Annotated in this window: 25 protein-coding genes; 3 read left to right on the forward strand and 22 right to left on the reverse strand. The window is 41.0% G+C overall.

Going from position 1 to position 25,102, the window contains the following annotated elements; translation table 11 throughout:
• Nucleotides 1-177 precede the first annotated feature (177 nt).
• The 4 genes from EO116_RS05930 to EO116_RS05940 all read right to left on the reverse strand — a co-directional run bounded on the left by EO116_RS05930 (nt 178) and on the right by EO116_RS05940 (nt 3,709).
• On the reverse strand, nt 178-969 hold the full coding sequence (locus EO116_RS05930) for an Rpn family recombination-promoting nuclease/putative transposase (protein ID WP_127161053.1): 792 nt from the start codon (nt 967-969) through the stop codon (nt 178-180).
• A gap of 737 nt (nt 970-1,706) precedes the next feature.
• Entirely contained in the window at nt 1,707-1,805 is a 99-nt protein-coding gene (locus EO116_RS08780; RefSeq protein ID WP_370447270.1) for a putative holin-like toxin, read from the reverse strand.
• Between the two features lie 420 nt (nt 1,806-2,225).
• On the reverse strand, nt 2,226-2,942 hold the full coding sequence (locus EO116_RS05935) for a DUF4198 domain-containing protein (protein WP_127009045.1): 717 nt from the start codon (nt 2,940-2,942) through the stop codon (nt 2,226-2,228).
• A gap of 149 nt (nt 2,943-3,091) precedes the next feature.
• On the reverse strand, nt 3,092-3,709 hold the full coding sequence (locus tag EO116_RS05940; protein ID WP_127161054.1) for a site-2 protease family protein: 618 nt from the start codon (nt 3,707-3,709) through the stop codon (nt 3,092-3,094).
• A gap of 183 nt (nt 3,710-3,892) precedes the next feature.
• Between EO116_RS05940 and EO116_RS05945 the strand changes: the two genes are divergently transcribed.
• Nucleotides 3,893-4,789, forward strand: coding sequence for a helix-turn-helix domain-containing protein (locus EO116_RS05945; protein WP_127161055.1), 897 nt, complete (start codon nt 3,893-3,895; stop codon nt 4,787-4,789).
• 71 nt (nt 4,790-4,860) lie between these two features.
• A complete protein-coding gene (locus tag EO116_RS05950) occupies nt 4,861-5,796 on the forward strand; it encodes a hypothetical protein (protein ID WP_127161056.1) in 936 nt (311 codons plus the stop codon).
• Nucleotides 5,797-5,894: 98 nt separating this feature from the next.
• On the opposite strand, the gene EO116_RS05955 is transcribed toward EO116_RS05950, so the two are convergent.
• The 16 genes from EO116_RS05955 to yedE all read right to left on the reverse strand — a co-directional run bounded on the left by EO116_RS05955 (nt 5,895) and on the right by yedE (nt 19,582).
• A complete protein-coding gene (locus tag EO116_RS05955; RefSeq protein ID WP_127161057.1) occupies nt 5,895-6,236 on the reverse strand; it encodes a hypothetical protein in 342 nt (113 codons plus the stop codon).
• Nucleotides 6,236-7,582 carry a phosphoglucosamine mutase gene (gene glmM, locus EO116_RS05960; RefSeq protein WP_127161058.1) on the reverse strand — a complete coding sequence of 449 codons (1,347 nt, stop codon included), beginning with the start codon at nt 7,580-7,582 and terminating at the stop codon, nt 6,236-6,238. The genes EO116_RS05955 and glmM overlap by 1 nt, the downstream gene beginning before the upstream one ends.
• On the reverse strand, nt 7,575-9,188 hold the full coding sequence (locus EO116_RS05965) for an NAD(P)/FAD-dependent oxidoreductase (protein WP_127161059.1): 1,614 nt from the start codon (nt 9,186-9,188) through the stop codon (nt 7,575-7,577). The genes glmM and EO116_RS05965 overlap by 8 nt, the downstream gene beginning before the upstream one ends.
• Before the next feature lie 9 nt (nt 9,189-9,197).
• A complete protein-coding gene (locus EO116_RS05970) occupies nt 9,198-10,127 on the reverse strand; it encodes a YbbR-like domain-containing protein (protein ID WP_127161060.1) in 930 nt (309 codons plus the stop codon).
• Complete coding sequence (gene cdaA / locus EO116_RS05975) at nt 10,124-10,951, reverse strand: diadenylate cyclase CdaA (protein ID WP_127068299.1); 828 nt, start codon at nt 10,949-10,951, stop codon at nt 10,124-10,126. The genes EO116_RS05970 and cdaA overlap by 4 nt, the downstream gene beginning before the upstream one ends.
• Nucleotides 10,952-11,054: 103 nt before the next feature.
• Nucleotides 11,055-11,369: an XdhC family protein gene (locus EO116_RS05980; RefSeq protein WP_127161061.1), complete on the reverse strand. Its 315-nt coding sequence runs from the start codon at nt 11,367-11,369 to the stop codon at nt 11,055-11,057.
• The gene (locus EO116_RS05985; protein ID WP_127161062.1) at nt 11,359-12,084 is read right to left on the reverse strand and encodes an XdhC family protein; all 726 of its coding nucleotides are present in this window, start codon (nt 12,082-12,084) and stop codon (nt 11,359-11,361) included. Before EO116_RS05985 ends, EO116_RS05980 begins: the two co-directional genes overlap by 11 nt.
• Before the next feature lie 4 nt (nt 12,085-12,088).
• On the reverse strand, nt 12,089-12,892 hold the full coding sequence (gene yqeB, locus EO116_RS05990; RefSeq protein ID WP_127161063.1) for a selenium-dependent molybdenum cofactor biosynthesis protein YqeB: 804 nt from the start codon (nt 12,890-12,892) through the stop codon (nt 12,089-12,091).
• Nucleotides 12,867-13,520 (reverse strand): NTP transferase domain-containing protein, encoded by a 654-nt coding sequence (locus tag EO116_RS05995; RefSeq protein WP_127161064.1) that lies wholly within the window; start codon nt 13,518-13,520, stop codon nt 12,867-12,869. Before EO116_RS05995 ends, yqeB begins: the two co-directional genes overlap by 26 nt.
• Nucleotides 13,511-14,266, reverse strand: a complete 756-nt coding sequence (yqeC, locus tag EO116_RS06000) for a selenium cofactor biosynthesis protein YqeC (RefSeq protein ID WP_127161065.1) — start codon at nt 14,264-14,266, stop codon at nt 13,511-13,513. Before yqeC ends, EO116_RS05995 begins: the two co-directional genes overlap by 10 nt.
• Nucleotides 14,267-14,288: 22 nt before the next feature.
• Complete coding sequence (locus tag EO116_RS06005; RefSeq protein WP_127161066.1) at nt 14,289-16,574, reverse strand: xanthine dehydrogenase family protein molybdopterin-binding subunit; 2,286 nt, start codon at nt 16,572-16,574, stop codon at nt 14,289-14,291.
• Nucleotides 16,571-17,026, reverse strand: a complete 456-nt coding sequence (locus tag EO116_RS06010) for a (2Fe-2S)-binding protein (protein ID WP_127161067.1) — start codon at nt 17,024-17,026, stop codon at nt 16,571-16,573. Before EO116_RS06010 ends, EO116_RS06005 begins: the two co-directional genes overlap by 4 nt.
• Nucleotides 17,017-17,805: a xanthine dehydrogenase family protein subunit M gene (locus EO116_RS06015; RefSeq protein WP_127161068.1), complete on the reverse strand. Its 789-nt coding sequence runs from the start codon at nt 17,803-17,805 to the stop codon at nt 17,017-17,019. The genes EO116_RS06010 and EO116_RS06015 overlap by 10 nt, the downstream gene beginning before the upstream one ends.
• A 252-nt stretch (nt 17,806-18,057) precedes the next feature.
• A complete protein-coding gene (locus EO116_RS06020; protein WP_127161069.1) occupies nt 18,058-18,306 on the reverse strand; it encodes a DUF3343 domain-containing protein in 249 nt (82 codons plus the stop codon).
• Nucleotide 18,307: 1 nt separating this feature from the next.
• Nucleotides 18,308-18,511: a sulfurtransferase TusA family protein gene (locus EO116_RS06025; protein WP_127161070.1), complete on the reverse strand. Its 204-nt coding sequence runs from the start codon at nt 18,509-18,511 to the stop codon at nt 18,308-18,310.
• A gap of 18 nt (nt 18,512-18,529) precedes the next feature.
• Nucleotides 18,530-19,582, reverse strand: a complete 1,053-nt coding sequence (gene yedE, locus EO116_RS06030; RefSeq protein WP_127161071.1) for a YedE family putative selenium transporter — start codon at nt 19,580-19,582, stop codon at nt 18,530-18,532.
• A gap of 119 nt (nt 19,583-19,701) precedes the next feature.
• On the opposite strand from yedE, the gene EO116_RS06035 reads away from it, so the two are divergent.
• Complete coding sequence (locus EO116_RS06035) at nt 19,702-20,862, forward strand: aminotransferase class V-fold PLP-dependent enzyme (protein ID WP_127161072.1); 1,161 nt, start codon at nt 19,702-19,704, stop codon at nt 20,860-20,862.
• Nucleotides 20,863-20,998: 136 nt separating this feature from the next.
• On the opposite strand, the gene EO116_RS06040 is transcribed toward EO116_RS06035, so the two are convergent.
• Complete coding sequence (locus tag EO116_RS06040) at nt 20,999-22,399, reverse strand: nucleobase:cation symporter-2 family protein (protein WP_127161073.1); 1,401 nt, start codon at nt 22,397-22,399, stop codon at nt 20,999-21,001.
• A 151-nt stretch (nt 22,400-22,550) separates the two neighbouring features.
• Nucleotides 22,551-25,100: a selenium-dependent xanthine dehydrogenase gene (gene xdh, locus EO116_RS06045; protein ID WP_127161074.1), complete on the reverse strand. Its 2,550-nt coding sequence runs from the start codon at nt 25,098-25,100 to the stop codon at nt 22,551-22,553.
• Nucleotides 25,101-25,102: the final 2 nt, after the last annotated feature.

Consider the following 25,102-nt stretch of genomic DNA (forward strand, 5'->3'; position numbering starts at 1 on the left):
AGTGATGAGTAGAAAACTTGTGGCACCCATATTGACTGAATTACACAAATACAAAACGAGCGCGACATATTCCAGAGCAAACCTACCGTAGGATCAGTTTGTGGAGGAATGTGTCGCGCTCGTTCATTTAACCACTCAATGCGTGCCACAAGTTTTCATAGCATCGCAAGAGACGATTTATAAGAGCGCATGCTCTTTTCCAATTTGAATCACTTGTTCTACAGACATATTGGTAATACGGGCAATCATCTCTACCGATAATTTTTCACGTAACATACCAATAATAGCCTCTAACATACCTTCGTCTTTTCCCTCACGCCAATATTTCTTTCGATCCATTTCCAGCTTCATATACTCACCCCTCCATTCCTTACTTTGTTTCACTACATGCACAATCTCATCCATCTGTTGTACTAAACCATCTACTGGTGGTCTACCATCTACATAGTCTAAAAAATTCTGCAATAATTCCGAAACATCATTCATTTGTGCCTTAGTACTTAAAAATATAGTAGTTAAACCATCTTCCAATTCTCTGCCCAGTTCTTCTGTACATTTTTTCGTATACGTGTACTTATGGCGCTTTCCAGAAAATATAGGAAACGTACAGATAAAAATGACAAAACAATCATTCAATGTCATATAGTCAGCGCCCGTTTCCATAGAATAGTGGTCAATCGCACTATGATAAAACCGTGACCGTTTGATTAACTCTGGCATATTTTTGTATGTTTGCATTTCAATATTATAGACGGTTCCTCTCTCATCATTGACGTACACATCTAAGCGAATCCCCTTTTCATCAAGGCCAGATTCCATCGTTTTTTCCGTTTCAATATACGCAATGTCCCGAATAGAAATCTCCAATACCCGTTCTAATAATTCCTTACAAATTGACTTCTCACGCATTACCTTTTCAAAGATAAAATTATCTTGAATACTCAACTCATCAAAGGACTTGAATTGCATAGATATACCTCGCTCTTTGCGTTAATTAAATTATACCACATCTATCATGCAGTACGGTAGCACACCATGCACCACCTATCCATACAATTCATAAACTGTCACTTATACTCCTTTAAAATTTCCTACTAGTATATATTCTTCCAAGGGCCCCAGTTAAGCGTAGAAAACTTGCGACACCTATATTCATTGAATCGCACAAATACAAGAAGCCCATGGCATGCTCCTGACCAAACACCACAAACTATCCTCTGAGAAACGCAGTTAGGCGTAGCAGCCTTGTGGCGTTCCTTATTACCTAAATCACACAAACACAAGAAGAGCACGGTGTGCCCCCGAACAAACATTATGAAATACCGTTTGTGAGGAGTATACCATACTTTTCATTCTCCTGAGGAACGCAGTGATGAGTAGAAAACTTGTGGCACCCATATTGACTGAATTATACAAATATAAAACGAGCGCGACATATTCCGGAGCAAACCTACCGTAGGATCAGTTTGTGAAGGAATGTGTCGCGCTCGTTCATTTAACCACTCAATGCGTGCCACAAGTTTTCATAACATCGCAAGAGACGATACAAGTAGTATTTTTTTTAGAAGTATGCTAGAATATAGACATAAACAAGAAGAGCCATCAACGTGTCTAAGGCGTTAGGCTCATCTCAAACAACTAAAAAAGTGATGATGCCTAACGTGTATAAGTGCTGCGAACACTTATTTTGACGTTAGGCTTTTCACTTACATTTGCATATAAGTCAAAACTGCTACAACAAGCAATCCGAACTGAATTAATAACATTAAAACTTCGAATAGTATCATAGTACCACCTCCTCCCATATTAGGAAGAGATGAGCCCAACTCACGTCGGTGACCCTTCTATACTTAGATTATACTACAAAATTTTGCAAATCGTTAATAAATTTTGAAACTTATTCTTATGCATTGTCCACACGCAAACAAACCTTCCCCAAAGGAATGCAGTTAGGCGTAGCAGTCTTTGTGGCAGTACTTTATCGACTACATAATAGCTAACGTAAGATGACCGCAATATACCTCCGAAGAAACATTATGAAATACCGTTTCTGAGGGGGTGTATTGCGGTCATCCCTTTATCTAATCAGAACCGCCACAAGACTACATAAACTAATAAGTGACGATTCATTATGAAATACCGTTTGAGAGGGGGTATGCCGTGCTCTTCCCTTTTCTATATTCAGTTAAGAACGCCACAGACTGCATAGCGTTACAAGTGACGTTTTACTCTGGCTGAATCGTAAAGGACAAGCTAGAGAAGTATTTAGTTTGTTCCCCTTTTGTTTCTGTTGGGAATGCTACTTCTACGCCTACTACGTTCACGCCGTTAGCAGCTACTGTTACCATGGCTTTACCTTGTGCATCAGCTTGGCTTTCATTAGTCAAATCATTGATAACGTCTTTGATTAATGGAGCGTTAGCATAAGGCATACCATCTTTGAATACTTGGATTTCGTAAGTATCACCTTTACGCAATGTCAATGGGTTAACGCTTGGAACGATTTCGATTGGCATGTTCAAACGTTCAGGTTTTACTGCCGCATTCCAATAGTTTACATTATATTTCACAGCATGCGTAGATTTCACCGCATTTGGTACATCTTTCATCATGGCTTTATGCATTTTGCCATCTTTATCTTTTGTAAAATAGCCATAGTCAAATGTAGTTGCTGTAGTACCTAACATTTCATTTTTCTCAATAGTTACATTGTGTTCATGAGGCATTACTTTCATATCCAGTGGATTATATGCTACATCATAAGCTTCAAAGCTTTTTACCATGGATGGTTCGTATGCATTATCTACAGGGCCTTCTCCTAATACCAATGTTGGTTGATCAATGCGTTCTGCAAACCACACGCCATGTGCTGATGCATTGGATCCCACAGATACCGCTCCTACTAATGCTAATGCAAGAATTGCTAACTTACTTTTTTTCATGATGGATACCCTCCTATAAAATATAAAATTACAATACTTACATTGTACATCCTTTGAGAATCACTAGCAATATTTATTTTTAATTATGAATTATTTCTATAATTAACTATTGTTTTTATCTATATATTAACAAAACACATATTCATTAATTACAGGATTAGATGAACAATACTTTCAAAAATACCCAAAATCACTGCAAATACTGGACGAATCACAGCACCTAAGAATCCAAATTGTCCCAATACCAGAATTCCGATAAAGAACCATAGCTGAGCCCCTAATAGTTTTTCTTGCCACTCATAAGGCAAATATTGCAGTAGCACATAAAATCCAATAAAGCCTGGTACTGGTAACATATTAAAGACCCCAAAGCCTATGCACAAGGTCACGATATAGGACATGACCATTTGTAAACCAGTGCTTACTGTGCTGACTTGCATAGCGATGGACATTCCCACATAGGCTAGAAACGCCACTAAGATATTAGCACCTAATCCAGCTAAGGCAATTTGTATCATCGCAGTGCGTGGGTTTTTAAAATGATAGGGAGAAAAGGGAATTGGCTTACTCCACCCTACGCTAGCAATAAGCATCACCAAAATACCTAGTACGTCAATATGAGCAAAGGGATTGATTGTATCTCGCCCCCATTGTCTCGGTGTCGTATCCCCTAGATGGATAGCCATCTTTGCCTGCGCATAGTTAAATATCGAAATTGCGATAGCAATAGCCGGTAGCATCGCAATATAATGAATCATATCTTTCATAATATCTCCTTTTAGAATCAAACCTATTTTTTATTATACACGATAGGCGTCCTCTTCCTCCATAGGTGATGAAAAATTTCCTGCCAGTCATACACACTCCTACCAGTGAGTAGACAACTTGCCCTATTCTATGCATACTGAAAGTAAACTATCTTAACAGCAACGCATACGAGGAGGCCTATTATGAGCAAAGCAAAAAAGTTCATCATTTCGATTCCCTATGAATTACTGTACCAACTCTATGTAACTCAGCACTTAACTACCAAAGCTATCGCAGATCAATTACACTGTAGTCAAAGTACTATTTGCCAACGACTACGAGAGTATGGGATCCCCTTTCACAATAGAACCCCGAATATCCCCAAAGAGGAACTGACTCAACTCTATAAAAGTGGTACATCCATCAAAGCTATAGCTCAGCACTTTCATGTGTCCCCTCGAACCATCTATAGCCGTTTACATGATTGGCACCTAAAAGAACCTCACCCTAGTCCTTCCCTAACAGCACTACCTATCTCCTATATCCTAGAATCCTACGATAGAGGATCTAGTGCCGCCATGATTGGTCGAGAATTACAGGTGGCACCTTCTACGATTATTCATGTCTTACAACGTCATGGTATTCCTCTACGAAATAGTGTGAAACGCATTGACTTACCTATCGATGATATTTGTCAGCTCTATACGCAACACAAACTCTCTACCATCCATATTGGTAAACTATATGACGTCAAAGCCTCTACCATTGCCTCGAGATTACGAGAGCAAGGGATTATATTACGTGGGAATAAAGATCAACTTCCTACATACTCCATTATTTCTGACTATGTACAAGGTACCACGTTGCAACAGTTAGCGAGCACCTATCAGACTAAGTATCATACTATTCGTAATCTATTAATCCGTCATGGGGTCTATCAAAAAGCACGACGTATTCGCGACTTCGCCTATACTATACAGACCTTGCACCAAGAAGAGGCCCTCTCAGTAGCCGAAATTGCCACCCACTATGGTTGCCATACAGAAACGATTCGCCGTATCCTCAAAGATATGCCTCCTAAGGAAAAATCTATCCATTGATATCCTTGCTATGCGTTCCAAAGTAACGTATACTAAAAGTGAATATATCATTTTTTGAAAAGGAGTTCATCATGGAGTATATCTTTGCCCTACTGCCTTACTTTACGATAGGTATCGTAGCAGCGTTTATCTCTCGATTCACGGGAATTACTATTTCTTTCTTATTAGTACCAACCCTATTATATTGGGGAGCCACACCCGTAGAAGTGGTGTCATTTATGTTGACATTTACTTTGTATAACACATTTACCTTAGAAACACAGGATGTACGATTAGATTTTAAAGAGTTAACCTTCTTTCCAGGTTGGAAGTTAGCGATCCCTCTTGTTATCTCTTTTGGATTAAGTCTCGTATCTCCGCACTTATCTATCGGTTTATTTATTTTCTTCTTTATCTTGGAATTAGGTGCAGCCTTATACAAACGCATTCCACAAGCAGAGCGTCCTAGCCTACGACAAATTGGAGTTTCCTCCTTACTTGCAGCTGGTTGGACTATTGTTGGTGTCTTAGCATACCGTCATATTCCTGATACTTGGTACTTCCTATTGGTGGGGATTGCTATGTTGGGCTTAACTTGGTTTGCTTACTATGCAGGGGCTAATCGCTATGCTATGCGTCAATCTTGGACTGCTATTTGGCCATCCTTATCCTTACTATTAGGTGTATTCGGATTGGAAATCTCCTCCTATATTCATGGTGTGAAACGAAATTTCCCATCTCCGTTTGATCGTATTGTACCTATGGTCACAGTCATCGGTGCTTTTGCTGGTACCATGGTACTGTTTGTATTAGAAAACCAATTCTCCTTAGCGTCCTTAATTGCTGCCGTTGGTTGTGCTTTCGGTATCCGCATGTTTGGATACTACGGATTCAGTAAGTCTGGTAAATTCTCTTGGTTAATCATCGGTTTAACCATCCTCATCGTGCTTTGCTTATATTTAGTAAGTCCTGCTCCAGTTGGTATGGATACTGGTAACGCTTTATTGCAAGCACCTATTGTAGAATAATCTATAGCTAGCTATAAAGGGAACTACAGCAAATTAGTTCCCAATACAAAAAGAGGAAAGTTGATTAAAAATTATCAACTTTCCTCTTTTTTATAAGTTTATCCCTGTGAAAAAGCTCCTACAAACTCCCAAACGCTCATATCTGGCAAATGATTTTGTACACACATGGTTTGCAATGTATCCATACACCATGGTATGGTCACATTCTTCTTCACATACATATAATTATGATCATCTTTGGATAAAGCAATTTCTAAATTTAATTGATCCGGATGTTCTTCATCCATAATAGCTTGGACAAAGTGGCAGTTTTCTTTTGGTGTGTCCCAAAACAAACTAAAGAACACGCGTTCATCTGCCACAATCTGATGTAGCACTGCTTCTACATCGTTCCAAGTGCCTTGTTCATAGGTTTCTTCATCCGTCACTAAGCGAAACATTAGGCTTCTCCTTGTTCAATGCGGATTACATCGCCAATACGGTTACATAATTCATCCAGTTGGTCTTGGTCTGGACCTTCTGCCATAATACGAATCAATGGCTCTGTACCAGATGGACGCACCAAGATACGACCATTGCTACCTAATTCTTCTTCTGCTTCACGAATAGCATATTGGATGGCTGTATTTGTTTCCCAACCTGCTTTAGTTAAGACGCGTACATTCACCAACAATTGTGGATATTTCGTCATCAAACCAGCTAGTTCCGATAGGGATTTTCCTTTTTCTTTCATGATGGATAAGGTTTGTACCGCTGTCAATAAGCCATCGCCAGTACTGTTGTAGTCCAAGAAGATAACATGACCAGACTGTTCACCACCAATAGAGTAGCCGTCAGCGAGCATTTTTTCTAATACATAACGGTCTCCTACGGCTGTGCTACATGTTTGCATACCCAATTCTTTAGCCGCCTTATGGAATCCGATATTACTCATCACTGTGCCTACAATCATATTATCTTTTAGTTTACCTTGTTCTTTCAAATGTAAACCACAAAGCAACATAATTTGGTCACCGTCTAAAATTTGTCCTTTTTCATCTACCATTAGACAACGATCTGCATCACCATCATTGGCAATCCCCACCTGAGCACCTTCACGAAGCACTGCCTCTTGTAAGCCTTCTAGATGAGTAGACCCTGCATTGTCGTTAATATTCGTACCAGTTGGTGTTACATTGATAGCAACTACTTCTGCCCCTAATTTACGAAGAATCTTAGGTCCCACATAGGAAGCTGCCCCATGGGCTCCGTCATAGACAACTTTCAACCCCGTTAAGGCATCGCTAGTGGATACTACGAAGTTTACATATTCTTCCACCCAGTCTTGATGATAGAAGATTTGACCAATATCACCTTTTGTTGGTCGTGGCAAGCAATCATCTGCGCTAGCTGTACATAATTTTTCAATTTCATCTTCTACGGCATCTGGCAATTTAAATCCATTACCATCAAAGAACTTAATACCATTATCTGGATACGGATTATGGGATGCAGAAATGACAACCCCTGCAGTACATCCTTTCTGACGCACTAAATAGGCAATCGCTGGTGTCGGTGCTTCCCCTAAAATGATAACATCTCCACCTACAGCGCAAATACCAGAGGCTAAGGCATTTTCTAGCATACCTCCAGAAATACGTGTATCACGTCCAATTAAAAAGGTTGGACGTTCTACGGATTGACCAAAGTAAGACGCCGCTGCACGACCTAAATGATAGGCCAACTCTGGCGTTAAAAATTCATTGACTAAACCTCGTACCCCATCTGTACCGAATAATCTACTCATGATGTTCTCCTTTCAAAGGGCCATATGTATTCATAATTAATATGGCAGTTTCTGCCCCATCTAAGGCGGCACTCATGATGCCTCCTGCATAGCCTGCACCTTCTCCAATAGGATATAACCCCTTCGTGGACTGTGAAAGCCTGTTTTCGTCTCGTACGATGCGAAGTGGTGCTGATGTTCGTGTTTCCACCCCAGTCATACACACATGATCCGCATCAAAACCTTGTATGCGTCGCCCAAAATATGGCAACGCCTCCGCTAATGTATTCGTCACATACTCTGGCAAGCATTGACGAATATCTGCTGGCGTGACCCCTGGTTCATAGCTATATGCCTCACATTGTACGTCATTTGTCTCCGTACGACCTAAGAAATGCCCTACCGTCTGAATTGGTGCATGGTAATTGCGACCACCCACGATAAAAGCCTGTTCTTCCCATTTACGCTGAAAGTCTACCCCAGCTAAAGGATGCTCTCCAAAGTCACGAGGGCCTACAGTAACCACCAATGCACTATTCGCAATCCCACTGTCACGAGCGTATAAACTCATACCATTAGTGACTACACCACCTACTTCGGAGGCACTGGCAACCACTTGTCCCCCTGGGCACATACAGAAACTATAACAAGAACGATCTTGTTCTTTATCGTGATACACCAAGGAATACTCTGCTGCTCCTAAGCCAATGTCTGCTGGATGCACGCCATATTGTGACGTATCGATCACATCTTGATCATGCTCGATACGAACTCCGATAGCAAAGGATTTCCCTTCTAAATAAACACCTCTGTCATAGAGCATACGATAGGTATCGCGCGCACTGTGACCAACCCCTAACATTACAATATCTGCAGGGATTCGTTCTGTTCCATTAATAACAACACCCGTTACAACTTGGTCTTGTACTTCAATATCTGTAACCTGTGCACCAAAACGGACTTCTCCGCCCCATGCAATAATCTGCTGACGCATAGCTTTGACCATATGGCGCAAAATATCTGTTCCTACATGGGGTTTATGTTTATATAAAATTTCTTCAGGAGCTCCAAATTCTACGAAGTACGTAGCAATCTCATGAAGTCTTGGATGTGTTACACGAGTGGTTAATTTACCGTCTGAAAAGGTACCTGCTCCCCCTTCACCAAACTGTACATTTGATTCCGGTTTAAACATACCCGTTTTCCAAAATTCTTCTACATCTAAAGTGCGTTGATCCACATCTTGACCTCGTTCTAGTACGATAGGACGATATCCTTCTCGTGCTAAATAAAACGCTGCCAGCATGCCAGCAGGGCCAAAACCAACTACCACAGGGCGATGTTGCATGGGCATAGTACCACGCACAATAGGATCTGGCATTTCAGGCTCCATTAAGGTAATATCTTTATGCCGACTTAACTTTTTCATCAATTGTTGCTCTTGGTCTACTTCTAAAAACAAAGTGTACACAAAAGTAATATGCGGTTTCTTCCTCGCATCCACGGCCCGTCGCACCACATGAATTGCTTTAATATGTCCTTGTAATGGGCTATATTTTTTAACAAGTAATGTTTCTAACCGCTCTGCCTCTTGCACGGGTATCCGAAAATTAATAATACGTAACATGTTTCTCTCCTACATATGTGGTTCAATTTCTACTTTCACCACAACTCGGTCTGTCGTTGTTGTCACACCTTCTGGCAAGACTAGACTATACCCACCAGTAAAGCTACTAGTAGCACCATGGATAGGGATATCAATAGTTTTGACCCCATCAATGCCATTGAGGATAGATTCTTTTCCTACAATCGTCAACTCTTTTGGTTCTACCACCACTCGTTTCACTGTATAGCCGCTAGGTACATTACCAACTACATTAGTTTGGACTGGAACCTTTTTTTCCATCCGAATGCGTTCTAGCTCATATTGAATTTGCGCGCCTTTCGGTGTGATTGTCAATCCTTCTACCACATTGCCCGCAGAATCTACTGGTAAAATATCCCCTACTTCTGTAAAGCTTTCACGATGTTTATCTAGGTTAATGCGAATCACTGCATAGGATGCTCTGCTTACCAAGTGGGCTGGTCCAGAAATCGTTACCGTCGTAGGCATAACTTTAGAGTCTTTAATGGCAATGTCATTCGGTACCGTTCCCAATGGTTGGGCCTGCACTTGCAACTCTTTCACCATATATTCGTCCACCGTAACGGTCACATTTTCTGGGGTTATACTGTCTATGAAAGTCCCTGTTGGAGCCGTAAAATTGATAGCTATGTTTTCCTGACCTACACGGGCATTCTTCATATTTACATAAGCTTTCAATACAGATGGGTTAATATCAAAGATCGCATTACGAGGTCCTCGTAAATGAACACGTACTTCACTCGGCACCCCTTCTACTAAATAGTTTTGGTCTAAGTTTTGCACTTGTACCGGCACAGTGTAGGTCATTTCAATGATAGGGTTTTGATCCTTCATGACATACACCCACATACCAATGGCGCAAAATAAGCAAAACAATTTCATGCCCCAATTATGTTTTAATCCTACTATCCAATGCATCATTTCGATTCACCTCGTTTTATTTTAAGTAAAGAGCTGACTGCACTAGGTGTTGGCTCAAGTAATGATAACATAACGGTGCGCAATGTGTCTTCTGTAACACCACGATGAATTTGTCCACCTAAGGCATAAGAAATTTGTCCTGTTTCTTCGCTGACCACCACCACTAAGGCATCACTTTCTTCGCTTTGCCCTAAGGCAGACCGGTGTCGTGTGCCTAATTCTTTGCTTACATCTCGGTTTTGACTGACAGGTAATAAACTAGCTGCTGTCTCAATACGACCGTTACGAATAATAACCGCTCCATCATGAAGAGGAGATTTCGGATAAAACAAATTCATCAGTAGTTCACTGGTCACAAGTCCATCGATACGAGTCCCCTGCATGGATAATACATCTAACTTCATGTTTCTTTCAAAGACCATGAGAGCCCCAATTTTACGACGAGACATACTACGGCAAGCAATGACAACTTCTTTCACAATGGATGTGAGCTCTTCTTTAGAAATTTTAGTACGGGATGAAAAAAATCCAGTACCACTGCCCAATTGTTCTAAGAGGCGTCGTAACTCTGGTTGAAATACAATCGGCAAAGCAATCATTAGGACGGCCACACTTTGCTGCATAATCCAACTAATGGTATGCAATCCCATGAAGTGTGCCACGATATTGATGACCACCAACACGCCTAACCCTTTCAATAAGCCTAAGGCTCTTGTATTTTTAACTAATCGATATAACCAATAAAATAAGGTGGCTACCACTATAATATCTACGATATCTAAGAATCGTAATGTTTCTAATGTAGTTTGTAATTGAAACAGCATAGAATATCTCCTATCCTTTCTAATACAAAATAAGGGTACATGCTCTTGCATGTACCCTTTTATTGTATCCTATATTGGTATTTTTTTCTAGTAAACCTACGATTTATGCACGGTAAGTTTCGATAAGTACGTCCATATTACCGCCGCAAACCATACCTTCTTTGACTGCTACATCATCGTTTAAGTCCACATAGATACGACGAAATGCCTCTTTCTTCTGCAAAGCATCTACAGCACTTAAGCGAATTTCATTTTCTGCACGGCCCCCACCAATGGTACCAAAGATAGAGCCATCAGGATGTACAATCATAGTAGTCCCTGCTTTCCGTGGAGTGGAGCCATGTGTATTTAAAATTGTTGTCACTGCTAATGTGTCTTGCTTATGTTGTTGTAAATACTCAATAAACTCATACTTCATGTGTGTACCTCTTCTTTGATAAAAAACCACCTTGTTTACGATAAGACACCGCCATATATTCTGCTACGATGGATAGTGCTATCTCTTCTGGTGTTTGGGCTCCTAGATCTAAGCCAATAGGGCCATATAACATATCTAACTCTTGCTGTGTCCAACCTTCTTCTTTCAACACTTCAAAAGCATGGAAAATACGTTTTTGGCTGCCCATCACACCCACATAGGTTGGTAACACATGACGCACTTGGTGCAAGCACATGCTATCGAACTCATGAGCTCTAGTGACTACCACAATGCCCGTATAGGCATGAAGATTCAAATTATCCTGTAATGATGTAAAGTCTAAATGCACTCGTTTCACACGAGAATCAAAAAAGTTTTCTTGTAAGTATTCCGCTCGGTCATCCACTACGGTAACGCCACAACCAATGAATAAAAATTGGTCAGCCACACAACGGCTTACGTGACCAGCCCCTAGTATGAGAACTTCTGGATCTTTTTCTACTGGTTGTAGAAAACATTCCATATCTTCAATAGAAAATAATTGTGGTTCTATTCTTTGAGGTACTGTAAAGCCTTCAATAGCATTGCCATACACCACTTCACCAGTATGGCTATACATCACTTTATCGCCTCGTCGCTCCCCAGATAAAATCGTTACAATCAACGATGATTCATCCTTTGCCATACGTTCTTGCGCAATATCAATCAGATTCATGGTACTACTCCTTTATCTGCTCATATTCCCAAGCAGTGATGGCCTCCATCACACCACCGCCGACAGCTAATGCTTTATCTGATATAGTAAAGCAATGGCTCTCTTCACATCGTGCGTCCACATCCGCTAATTTAAAGCCTTTCGTTACTAATATATTAGAGGCTAAAATACCTCGTAAAGTGCCGGTAATTTTTGCATGCACTGGTACATCCTCTACATAGCCTATGATAGAACCCGCCTCTACTTGATCTCCAATATGGCTTTTCGCTACAAATAGACCTTCCGTTGGGGACTTAATCACTCGCTCATGCGTATAGCCTCCCACATTGCCCGGAATTCCCGTATTCGCTAAGGCGGGGCCCTCATAAATGCATCGTCCTAAGGTATGACCACGCATAGTCTCAATAACCACGTGCACATCCTTACCAGCATTGAATCCAGGACCACATCCAATGACTAAGGAAGCATCACTTTTTTGAGTCCCTACATTTCGTTTCGCCAAAATGGCATCTACCACGATAGCTGGTTGTATCGTAGCTAATACAGTTTCATAAGGCTCAGTGACCACAGGAATGGCCTCCCGGCTAGCTAACAATTTTTCTACATCTTGTAAGGCTACATGACGTGAGCGCAAGCGCTCTAAAATCATTTCCCCTCGGTGCACTGCATTTCCATAGGACACTTCTCTACGAATCATGGTAGGAATGGCAATTTCATTAATCACCACAGGATACCCTGCTCGCCATAAACGATACACAGCACCAGATGCTACATCTCCACCGCTACGGATGAGAATCATTGGTTTCATAAGGTCCTCCTTCGCTCACAATACGGTTATAGTCTTCCTTCGTATCAATATCAATACCACTATGCATAGTACGTTGCCTTTCAAGCCATACATATGTAACATGAGGTGCCCCTTCGCCCCTCAAAATGACACGTCCCCCCATATCGCCAGGAATCAAGCGTAACGCATCCGCCCAATATCTCCCAAATACTACGGGATTACCTCGTTCTTGATGCGGTCCATACTGTGGCTGTACAATGGCTTTCTCGTCGCCTATGGCTCTGAAAGCATTACACAAGTCGTCAATGACTTGTCCATCCAATAAAGGTTGGTCGATCACACCACATACAATTGCTTCCAGTCGCTCTTTCTGTGTATGTTCCCATTGCAATAAGGCCTCTACCCCTAATCGGATCGATGTACCCTGTCCCAACTGTGGTTGCTCATTAGGCACAGGAATCCCCTGCACCTTACGCACCATATCTTCCACACCCATACGTGGGTCTATGACCACTGCTAGCGGTTGTATCCTACCATACTTAGACAGAGCAACCTCTAATAAAGTGCATCCTTGATAGGTCAATAATTGCTTGGCGCATCCCATGCGTTTCGATTGTCCAGCCCCTAATAATACACATCCTATTGCCATGTTAGTATCCTTTGTATGCAACAATTTTCACGATATCCATTCGCCAACACCACTTTGTGCAATGAAAGGGATTGCAAGGCTCGTAAAAATGCATCCACCACTGTTGAGTCTACCGTATCACATCCTGTACAGAACACAATTCGTTTCCTCTGAGCATATTGAAAGATACCATTGTCGTGTCCTAATAGTCTTGCTACTCCTTCTGGAGTTATCCTATCCCCTAGTGGAATCCCCATGATAGCCTGTACTTCTTCTATGCGATGTACATAGTCCTCTGTGAGCGGTTTGCCTAAGACCTGCATATTCACTACTGCAATGGTAGTCACCGTGTTTGTGGGTATCACTGGTTCGTGAGGCTTAGGGGCTTTCAACCACTTGGTTTTTGCCCCATCTGCCTCTATGATAATCGACCAATCTGGATGACGCTCTTGTACTCTATCTAGCAACTCTGGATCTAATCCTAGTACCTTATGGCCTGCTACGGATTGAAACCAAGAACCCATCCGTCCTTGTGCCAATTGTTGTTCTATATGATTTTCCCCAAGTGTTAGGTCATCCCCATAGTAGGGGTTCCAAGGAGCCACTTGTTCAGATCCCATCTTTGTTGTAGTCGTTACCACTACTGGTCGCTCTAGACTGATTGCCACAGCACCTAGTTTAGATACAACAGTTGTTTTACCACCAGCCCCTACGACAGCAAGTATCCCAGGTTCTAGCAAGGACTCCCAGTACTTCCTATCACTCATCTTGACTCTCCTATTGCTTACTCTACTTATTTTCTTGTAACGCCATATACACGCGTTCTGGAATCATTGGCAATGTAGTGACCTCAGCACCTGTAGCATTCAAGATAGCTCCTTGAATAGCTGGACAAGATGTATTAATAACAACTTCCCCTATGGATTTAATTCCATAGGCTCCAGTTGGTTCATAGGATTCCACAAAGTCTACATGAATATTACCAGTATCTAGTCGTGTTGGTAATTTATAATGCATGAAGTTATTCGTTTCTAACACACCGCGAGAAGAATAGCGAATTTCTTCATACAATGCCATACCAATACCTTGCACAACACCGCCTTCTGTTTGTACAGTGGCTAGGTTTCTATTCACAATCGTACCACAATCAACTACAGCATAGTAGTTTTCAGGCGTTACTTTACCCGTTTCAATGTCTACTTTCACCTCTGCAATGCCTACCATGAAAGGAGGTGGAGATGTTTGACTGCCCCAAGTTGCCATACCGCTTAAGTAATGTCCTTTCGGGCCTGACACAAGTTTAGGTGCTAATTCTTTAGTAGTCATTGTTTTAGAACCATCTTCGGTCCACACTTTTTCCCCATCAAAGGAGAGTGTGCTTGGATCCACTTCCATTAGACGACCAAATTCTTGTAAGATTTTTTCTTTCAACTCGTCACAAGCTAGTTTAGTAGCAGTCCCTGTCACATACGTCGTACTCGATGCATAAGAGCCCGGATCAAACGGTACAACATCAGTATCTGCTTCATAAACAACCATCATATCCATGGGACAGCCCAAAGTTTCACAAGCAATTTGTGCCAACGCTGTATTGGAACCTTGACCCATATCTGTAGAACCAGTAAATAACATATACGTACCATCATCAAGCATGCGCACTTCTACCGAGGCAGAGTCAATATTGGCAATCCCCGAACCTTGGAACGCCAGAGCTACTCCTAAACCGCCCATATGACGGTCATCAATTTTCCAAGATTTTGGACGATTGTCCCAATTAGACATTTCTTTCGCTTTTTGGATGGCTTCTTTCAATAGACCAGATGCCAACACTTCTCCTGGATGGAATGATTGTGCAGTTTCTCCTACACCAATTAAGTTTTTCAAGCGTAGTTCGATCTCATCTACACCCATTGTATGAGCCAATTTTGTAATAGCACATTCTAGTGGCCACAAGGCTTCTGTAGCGCCATACCCACGGAATGCACCACCTGGCATATGGTTTGTGTACACTACATTAGATTCATAACGAATCGCTTTCGTTTTGTTATATAGAGGCAAGGATTTATGTTCCCCTGCTGTGAAAGTCGTCAATGCATGGCTACCATGTGCTCCTGCATCGGATACTGCTACCATGTCGATGACTTGGATAATACCATCTTTTGTAGCCCCAACACGAACTTTCCAATCCCGTGCATGTCGACTAGTGGAGCAGTTATTCGCCTCATGACGATCGTATATGATATAGGATGGTTTTTTCAATTTCCATGTGACAAAAGCTGGGAACATTTCTGTACAACCTGTTTGTTTAGAGCCAAAACCACCGCCAATACGAGGTTTGATAACACGAATTTGAGCCGCTGAAAGACCTAACGCATGAGCCACATGTCTACGAATATGGAATGGTACCTGTGTCGAACTTGTAATCACAAGACGATTAAATTGGTCTATGGTAGCAAAGGTCCTAAAAGTTTCCATCGCCGATTGTAAGGTGGCTTGGTCAAAGTAAGACTCTTCTACTACATAATCACATTTCGCCAATTCTGCTTCTAAATCACCCACTACATGACTATAGGAACAAGCAATGTTTCGCTTAGGGTCTCCCCCTACTGGGAAGTTATAGTGGAAGTCATCTTCCGCGTGAATGATGCTAGGATGATCGATGGCTGTATGCATATCCAATACAGGTTCATAGATCTCATATTTTACTTTGATGAGAGGCATCGCTTTCAATGCTGTCCGTTCATCCACAGCCACTACTAAAGCTACTTCATCCCCCACATAGCGAACCACTTGATCTAAAATCAACATATCGTATGCAGATGGTTCTGGATAACTTTGACCAGCTAAGGTAAATCTAGTCTGTGGCACATCTTTGTAAGTATAAATAGCTTCCACACCAGGCACTTTTAAAGCGGCGTCAATATTAATATCTACAATTTTAGCAAAGGCATGAGGACTGCGAAGTATCTTAATACATAAGGCATTGGATGGAATAAAATCTTCTGTATAGGCTGCTTTACCACTTAAAATCGTTGTGGAGTCTTTTTTCTTATAACTTTGTCCTAAATGTTTCATATCGTTTTGCCTCCTAAAAATTTACGAATCCCTCGCATATGTGATTCATAACCAGTACAACGACATAAATTGTTGTTTAGGTAAGCTTTAATTTCTTCATCCGTAGCATTTGGATATTTACGGCTTAATGCAATGGCACTCATCATCATGCCTGTTGTACAGTAGCCACATTGGTCAGCCCCTTCTTCTGCCAAGCAATCCGCCAAATGAGCCGCCTCTTCCGCTACGCCTTCTAGGGTAGTAATCTCGTGACCTACTGCTCTGAAAGTAGGATACGCACAAGACAACATAGGATCTCCATCTACCCATACAGTGCATAGACCGCAATTTGTTGTATCACAACCGCAACGCACACTGTAAAAGCCTAAGTTACGTAATGTTTCCAATAACATTTCATCTGTTTCGATGAGAACTTTTCGTTTCACTCCGTTCACTTGTAACATTATTTCCATTGTGCCACCTCTTTTACCAATCGTTTAAACATGTTTTTTGCCATCTCTAAGCGATACTCTGCACCTGCATGTGAGTTACTTTGAAAGGATAATTCCTCTTGTATCAAGGTTACCGCTTCATCCAACGCATCCAATCCTTTTTCATTAATAAGCTGGCAAGCTTTCGTCGCTAATGCTGGTTTTCCTGGTCGACAACCAATATATACGGAATAGCCTTGATCATCTAATCGAGCAGATCCAGTTAAATAAGGAAAATCTGAAGTCGATTTCCGTAATGCTTCAATCGCTACTGGTACTTCTTGTTTCGGTACAATGATTTCAAGCAATAAATCTCTTGTTCCATAGGTTAAGTATTGTTCTATTGGCATACGACCCGCTTCAAACAAACGCACCTCTGCTCGTAATGCTAATAAGGCAGGAATAATATCAGAGAAACCGAATTTCGCTGCTACCGACCCCCCCATGGTAGCCATACTCCGAAATTGGACACCTAAAATATCTTTCACAGCTTTTGGGAGCACTCCTCTACAGAATGTTTTAAATGGTTCATATACCTCTACATCCCGTTGTGTAGCCATGGCACCAATGCGGTATTCCGTTTCGTCCTCCTCAATATAACGGAGACCTAATTCAGACAAGTCAATTACCATAGGCCATTTACGATTTCCCAATCGTGTCCAGCAACCACCTGCTAAGATAGGTGCCATCTTTTGCTTCACCATGAGTGCATGTGCCTCTTCTACTGTTTTAGGCTGTTGCACTTGCATAAACATAAGCATACTTATACCTCCTTACTCCGACATCTCTATACCCTTATTGTACCATGTATATGAAGATTTTGGCATATGAATTATCTCAGATACTACGCATCCATATATGCATAATCCATATACATCATAACTTACTAACAATCATGGAAATAAAAATAGGCATACACAAACTACTTCGTACTCCAATGAATCTATCATTATGCGAGACTAGTTTATGTATGCCTAATATCAATTTTATATGAGATATAGTTTGCAAGCTGTTCAATTACTTTTATAGATCTCTCTATATCCTTCTCTTTGTTTCTCTACAACCTGCTCTATATCTTCTAAAATATCTTCAGGAATGTCTTCAACAATGCATCGATCCACTTGGAAAATTGCACATGTACCACATGATGAGCTAAGCCAACGTGGAACAGGCTGTAAGTGTACCGCAATCGATGCTTGCTTACAAAATTGTTCAAATTGGATAGCCCCAAAGTGAGAGTAAAACGTTGCTACATATTCCATATTATTGTTTTGTAATAGTGAGGATATACTCACCATTCTCTTCTTTAGACACGATTGTATAACTTTGAGCCAATACAAATCGAGTAATATTTTCTACCGCTGTTTTAGAGTCAGATTGCACAGTATATTCACCGTCACCTGATGCCATTGCTTTTTGTACCATAATCACTGGTTCTGGACAAGATAGTCCTCTTACATCAATCATAGTTACCTCCTAAATTTCCTATTTACGCATATTTTTAACAGCTATAACTAAGGCAATCACAAAGCCTACACCTACTGCAATTTGGCCCGCTACTGGAACACCTGTACCAGTGGCTGCTAATCCAAAATTGTGTGCGAATGCTGCGCCTGCTGCTAGGCCCACTACTGTAATCGTGGAATCGGAGTTACCTTCACCAGATAAGATTAATTGACGCAATGGACAACCACCCATTAATGTACAGCATAAACCTGCCAAGGCCATACCCAAGAAGTTCCACAATCCATCTGTATGCGCAATTGGTTGTTTCACAAAACCAGGATGGAAGTTGCCAACGGAAATGTTCACTAGGAACGCTGCTACAAGAATCGCAATAAAACCAAGAATTAATTTTGTTTCTTTAAATAAAATGATATCTCGGATACCACCTACCATACAAAGACGGCTATATTGTGCCAAGCCTCCTACTACTAAACCAGCTGCTAAAGAAATCCACAATGGAGCATGAATGGCACCTGGACCTTTTTCAGTAAAGAAAATGAACGCTGGTGCTGCCACCACAAGACTTAATAGAATTACCTGTGCTGCTGGCATAATATAGGAATCCATTTTAGATACAATGTACGTTCTACCCAAGGAATACCCACGTTTTAGGAATACTGTACCCACTGCAATACCACCTGTGAATCCTAATAGACCCATGATTGCATTCCAGTCACCACCGGCTAAGCGCAAAATCATACGGAATGGACATCCCAAGAAAATAAGACAGCCAATCATAGTAAAGAACCCTAAGGTAAATCGTGTTGCTGGAGCGGAACCACCTTTAGCTGATCTCTCTCCACGGAACCAAGATAATAAAAAGGCTCCTAATACTAATCCAATAATCTCTGGACGAATGTATTGTACTGGTGCTGCTCTATGCAGACCCAAGCCCCCTACAGAATCACGAATGAAACAGGCAATACAAAAACCCATATTTTGTGGGTTTCCGGCTAGCACTAACAAACTAGCAATCGCACCAATAATTAATCCAGCAATAATAATTCTTTGCTTTTCACTTACTACACTCATAGTACCTCTCCTACTAAACATTACCTTTTCGACTAGTTTACTTTGGTCCCTACAAATTGATATTTTGCACGCATTACTTTATACTAAATATAATATACATATTAAAAGGAGTTATAATTATGAAGTCTATCTATGCAGATAATAGCAGTACCTCTTTCCCGAAAGCGCCCACTGTAGCGCAAGCTATGTATGATTACATTTCCTATAATGGAGCTTCTGTTCATCGCTCCTCTAACGAAGAGGCGTACCAAGTGGAACGTTTGATCCTAGAAACACGCCAGCAGTTACAACAACTATTAGGTGGACCTAGTCCAAAATACGTTATCTTTACTCCCAATGTGACCACTAGTCTAAATATGGTCTTACAAGGTCTTTTCTCCGCCGGTGATCACCTCCTAATTTCCAGCTTGGAGCATAACGCAGTGATGCGCCCACTCCATCAATTATCTATGAAAGGTGTATCTTACTCCACCATTCCAAGCACACCTCAAGGTGAAATGATTACCTTTACCTTAGAATCACTTCTCTTGCCTACTACAAAGGCCATTCTAGTAACTCATGTCTCTAATGTATGTGGTACCATTCAACCCATTGCCGAAATTGGTGCATTTTGTAAAGAACATAATCTATTGTGTATCGTAGATGCTGCCCAATCTGCTGGTATCTTACCTATCCACATGAAAGAGATGAACATTGACATCCTGTGCTTTACCGGTCATAAAGGCTTATTGGGTCCCCAAGGGATTGGAGGATTTCTCCTTACCAAAGATGTAGCCCATCAAATACAGCCTCTGCTAAGTGGTGGTACTGGTAGTTTCTCTCACACCTTAGAGATTCCCACTACCTTTCCCGATCGCTTTGAACCAGGTACGCCCAACATTCCTGGAATCCTCGGCCTCCATGCTAGTCTATCCTATCTCAATACAGTAGGTATCGAGAGTATTTACCAACATGAATTGTCTTTGACCAAGCAATTTCTATGTGGATTACAAGAATTTCCGAAGTATACGATTCACGGTATTCCCGATATTCGCAATCGGACAGCCGTGATTTCTATTTCTCCCACTCATTGTGATCCAGCGGAACTGGCACACAATCTAGAACAAACTTATCACATTATCACTAGAGTTGGGTTGCACTGTGCTCCTACAGCCCATCAAGTACTAGGCACCTATCCTATAGGAACAGTTCGCTTTTCCTTTGGTTATCACAATACATCTGATGAGGTAGATACTATATTAAATAGCTTGGATCTATTACAACACAAACACCTCTTATAGCTAGAATATTACACATTAAAAATAAAGTAAGCACCAATTATACATATAATTGGTGCTTACCTATTTTCGTGCTACTTTCTATATAAAGAAAGCACTTATATATGTAACCTAACTCTAACTATATACAATATTGTGATTAAATGGATCTATTTCTGCGAACCTTACGTTCTGCTTTCCATTTATCTAATCGAGCAATCGCTTTTTCACGACGTGTTGCTTGCGCCACATGCGTTTCATTGCCATAACCATTCAACAATACATTAAGAGCCACTGCCATCAAGCTACCAAATGTAATACCACTGTGAAGAACAATTTTTAGCCATTCAGGAAAATGATCATAGAATGTTGGAACTGCTAAAGGAATCATACTCACGCCAATACTGATTGCTACAATCATAAGGTTGTAAGTGCCATCAAATTGTACTTTAGACAAAGAACGAATACCACTAGCGATAATCATACCAAACATAGCTACACCAGCACCACCTAATACAGGATTAGGAATACTTGCTACAACAGCCGCCATTTTAGGGAATAAGCCTAATAACACTAAGATAACTCCAGATGCTGCCACTACGAAACGACTTTTTACATTGGTTACTGCTACAAGGCCAACATTTTGTGCGAATGCTGTATGTGGGAAACTATTTAAGAATCCACCAATCATAGTTGCAAAGCCGTCTGCTCGTAAACAAGCTGCTAATTCTTTCTTACCGATTGGTTTTTCTACAATTTCGCCGATAGCAATACAGTCACCAGTTGTTTCTGTCATAACAACTAACATAACAATGACCATAGAAATTATGGATGAAAATTCAAAAGTTGGCCAGCCAAAAGCAAGTGGTGTAACTACTGCAAACCATTCAGCTTCACCAACGGCTCCTAAATGGGCTACGCCAAGAGCCATGGACACTAATGTTCCTACTACTAACCCTACTAATACGGCTACATTACTCCAGAAGCCTTTACCAAATCGATATACAGCTACCACGATAACTAATGTTAAGATAGCTAGAAATAAATTGACAGGGTTCGCAAAATCAGGAGAACTAGGATTACCTCCCCCTACCCAACGAACGGATACTGGCATCAAGGTAATACCGATAATTGTAATAATGGTACCTGTTACTACAGGTGGAAAAAAGCGGATTAAACGACTAAATAAATGGGAAATCAAGAATGTAACTATCCCTGCTACAATAACAGCCCCATAAATACTTGTCATCCCATGTTCCTGACCAATTAAAATCATAGGGGATACTGCGGCAAATGTAATCCCTTGAATCAAAGGAATTTTTGCGCCGACTTTCCAAAACCCTAATGTTTGAATCAATGTAGCGATCCCACAAGTAAATAAGTCTGCATTAATTAATTGAATCAATTGTGCTCCTGATAAGTGCATAGCTTGAGCTATAATAATTGGAACCGCTACAGCTCCTGCATACATTGCCAACACGTGTTGTAAACCGTAAGCAAACAATTTAGGAATTGGTAGCATTCCATCTACATGATTAACACCCTGAATTTGATGTGCCATATGAATCACCTCATATTACTTAATAGAATATACTAGTCTTATGCTTATATCATGTTTTGAATTTTTTACATCATCTGATGTAGTAGCAAGCACTTCCGCACTTGCTACAACATCGAACTTCATAGACTTAGCACACTCTCTCCCTTACTGATTATTTTCGATATCCAGTTTTCTCAAGTGGTAAAGAACAACGTTCCATACCGTCCAAACGATTGTATGCATTTGCAATAGCTGGAGCAATTGGAATACTACTGATTTCCCCAATACCTTTCGCACCATATGCATATTGGTCTGGCGTACCTTTTTCTATGAATGTACATTTGATTTCTGGGCGTTGTGTAGCTCTTAACAATCCTAATGTGCCATATTTTGTAACTACCTTACCTTCATTGTATTTGAAGTCTTCTGTTACACCATAGCCCATCCCCATGATTGTGCCACCTTCAACTTGGCCTTCACAAGATTGAGGGTTCACCACTCGTCCTACATCATAGGCCACATGAATTTCACTTACCTTATTATCATCTCCAATCGTAGCTACGCAAGCTCCATATCCATAAGCCACATGGCTCTTAGGATGCTGTTTGTCCGAATCGAATGGATCCGTAACACCTAGGAACTCTTCGTATATTTCTTTTCCTTCAAGGTCTGCTAACGTTTGAGTTTTCAATAATTCTGCCAATTTTTCAGCAGCTCTACGTGTTGCTTCCCCTGTAAATACCGTTTGTCGAGATGCTGTAGTGGTACCAGAGTTTGGTGTCCGTTCTGTATCTGGTGCTTCTACTACAATTTGTTCTGGTGAAAGTTTCGTAGCTTCTACCACAATTTGTGCCGCCACTGTACCTACACCTTGACCAATACATGCTGCGGATGTACGAATACGAACTTTACCGTCACGAACCTCTAGGATAACCCGTCCTGTATCTGGCAAGCCTACACCAACACCACTATTTTTCATACAAATAGCAAGTCCTGTACGATCGCTGGCATAATACGAATCTTTAACGGCTTCCAAACACTCCACAATGCCTGTATCTGGAGTACATACTTGTCCATTTGGTAAATAATCACCAGGTCGTACCGCATTTTTATAGCGGAATTCCCAAGGATCCATACCTACTTCTTTAGCTAGTAAATCAATATTTACTTCTTGCCCAAAAATCGTTTGTGTTACACCAAATCCACGGAATGCACCACCAGGTACTGTATTCGTATATACACAAATACCATCCATGGAGAAGTTTTCAAAATTATATGGTCCGCTAGAGTGTGTACCTGCCCGTTGTAATACCGGTCCACCTAACGATGCATAAGCTCCACAATTGGAAACAATTTTTACTTTTGTAGCTACTAATTTACCTTCTGCATCACAAGCTGTAGTAATATCCATTTCCATGGCATGCCGTTTTGTATGTACTTCTAAACTTTCTTGTCGAGTTAACTGTACTTTCGTTGGAAGTCCTGTTTTCCAAGCTACAAGTGCTGCATGATGTTGCACACTCATATCTTCTTTACCACCAAATCCACCACCTACTAGCATGCTATGGACTTTTACTTTGGATACATCCAACTCTAACATACGAGCCACTTCACGTTGATCATCATATATACTTTGGCTACCTGTATAGAGTTGAACTCCATCTTCAGTCTTCACTGCAATAGCACACTCTGGTTCCATAAATGCATGATCTGTTTGTGGTGTAGAATAATGGCGAGTAACCACATGCGCCGCATTGGCAATTGCTTCATCTGCATTACCACGACTTAATGACTGATGCGACAAAATATTACCATTTGGATGTAATTGAGGCGCCCCTTCTGCTAACGCCTCTTCTGGAGTGACTACAGGTGTCAATTCTGTATAGTCTACGGTCACTAAATTACATACTTCTTGTAAATATTGTTTTTCTTTTACCGCAACTACTGCAATGGCATCGCCTACATAGCGAGTAATATCTCCTTCTGCAATCATTACGTCCCAATCTGGAACAATATGACCTGTTTTATTAAAAGGTACATCTTTTGCTGTTAATACAGTCACGCATTGAGGATGTGCCAAAGCTTCTTCAATATGAATCGCATCTACACGAGCCCTTGGATATTTAGAGCGAATAGCTTTCGCATAAATCATGCCATCCACTACCATATCATCTACGTATAAACCTGTACCCAATGCTTTCTCCATCGCATCAACACGATGCAACCGAGACCCAACCGTTCCGTCTGCATCATTTTTAGGAACAGGTGCATTCTCTTTAAACATACGAGCTGCTAATAAAATAGCATCTTCAATCTTTACGTAACCTGTACAACGACAAATATTGCCCAGTAACGCTTTTTGAACATCTGCTCTTGTAGGCTCTAGTGTAGTATCTAATAATGCTTTAGCACTGATAATCATGCCTGGAATACAGAAACCACATTGCACAGCTCCGCACTCTGCAAAAGCATATACATACACATCTTTTTCACGTTCTGTAAGGCCTTCAATCGTAATAATTGATTTACCTTCCATTTGTGAAACTTTGCCTATACAAGCTTTTACTTTTTTCCCATCAATGAGAATTGTACAAGCCCCACAAGCACCTGCACTACAACCATCCTTTGTTCCGGTTAAGCGTAGGTCATCACGAAGATAATCCATTAGTCGTTTATCTTCTTCTACCTCTCGCCAAACACCGTTGACCTGAAATCGGTACATAC

Source organism: Veillonella sp. VA137 (assembly GCF_003992015.1).
Lineage (GTDB): Bacteria > Bacillota > Negativicutes > Veillonellales > Veillonellaceae > F0422.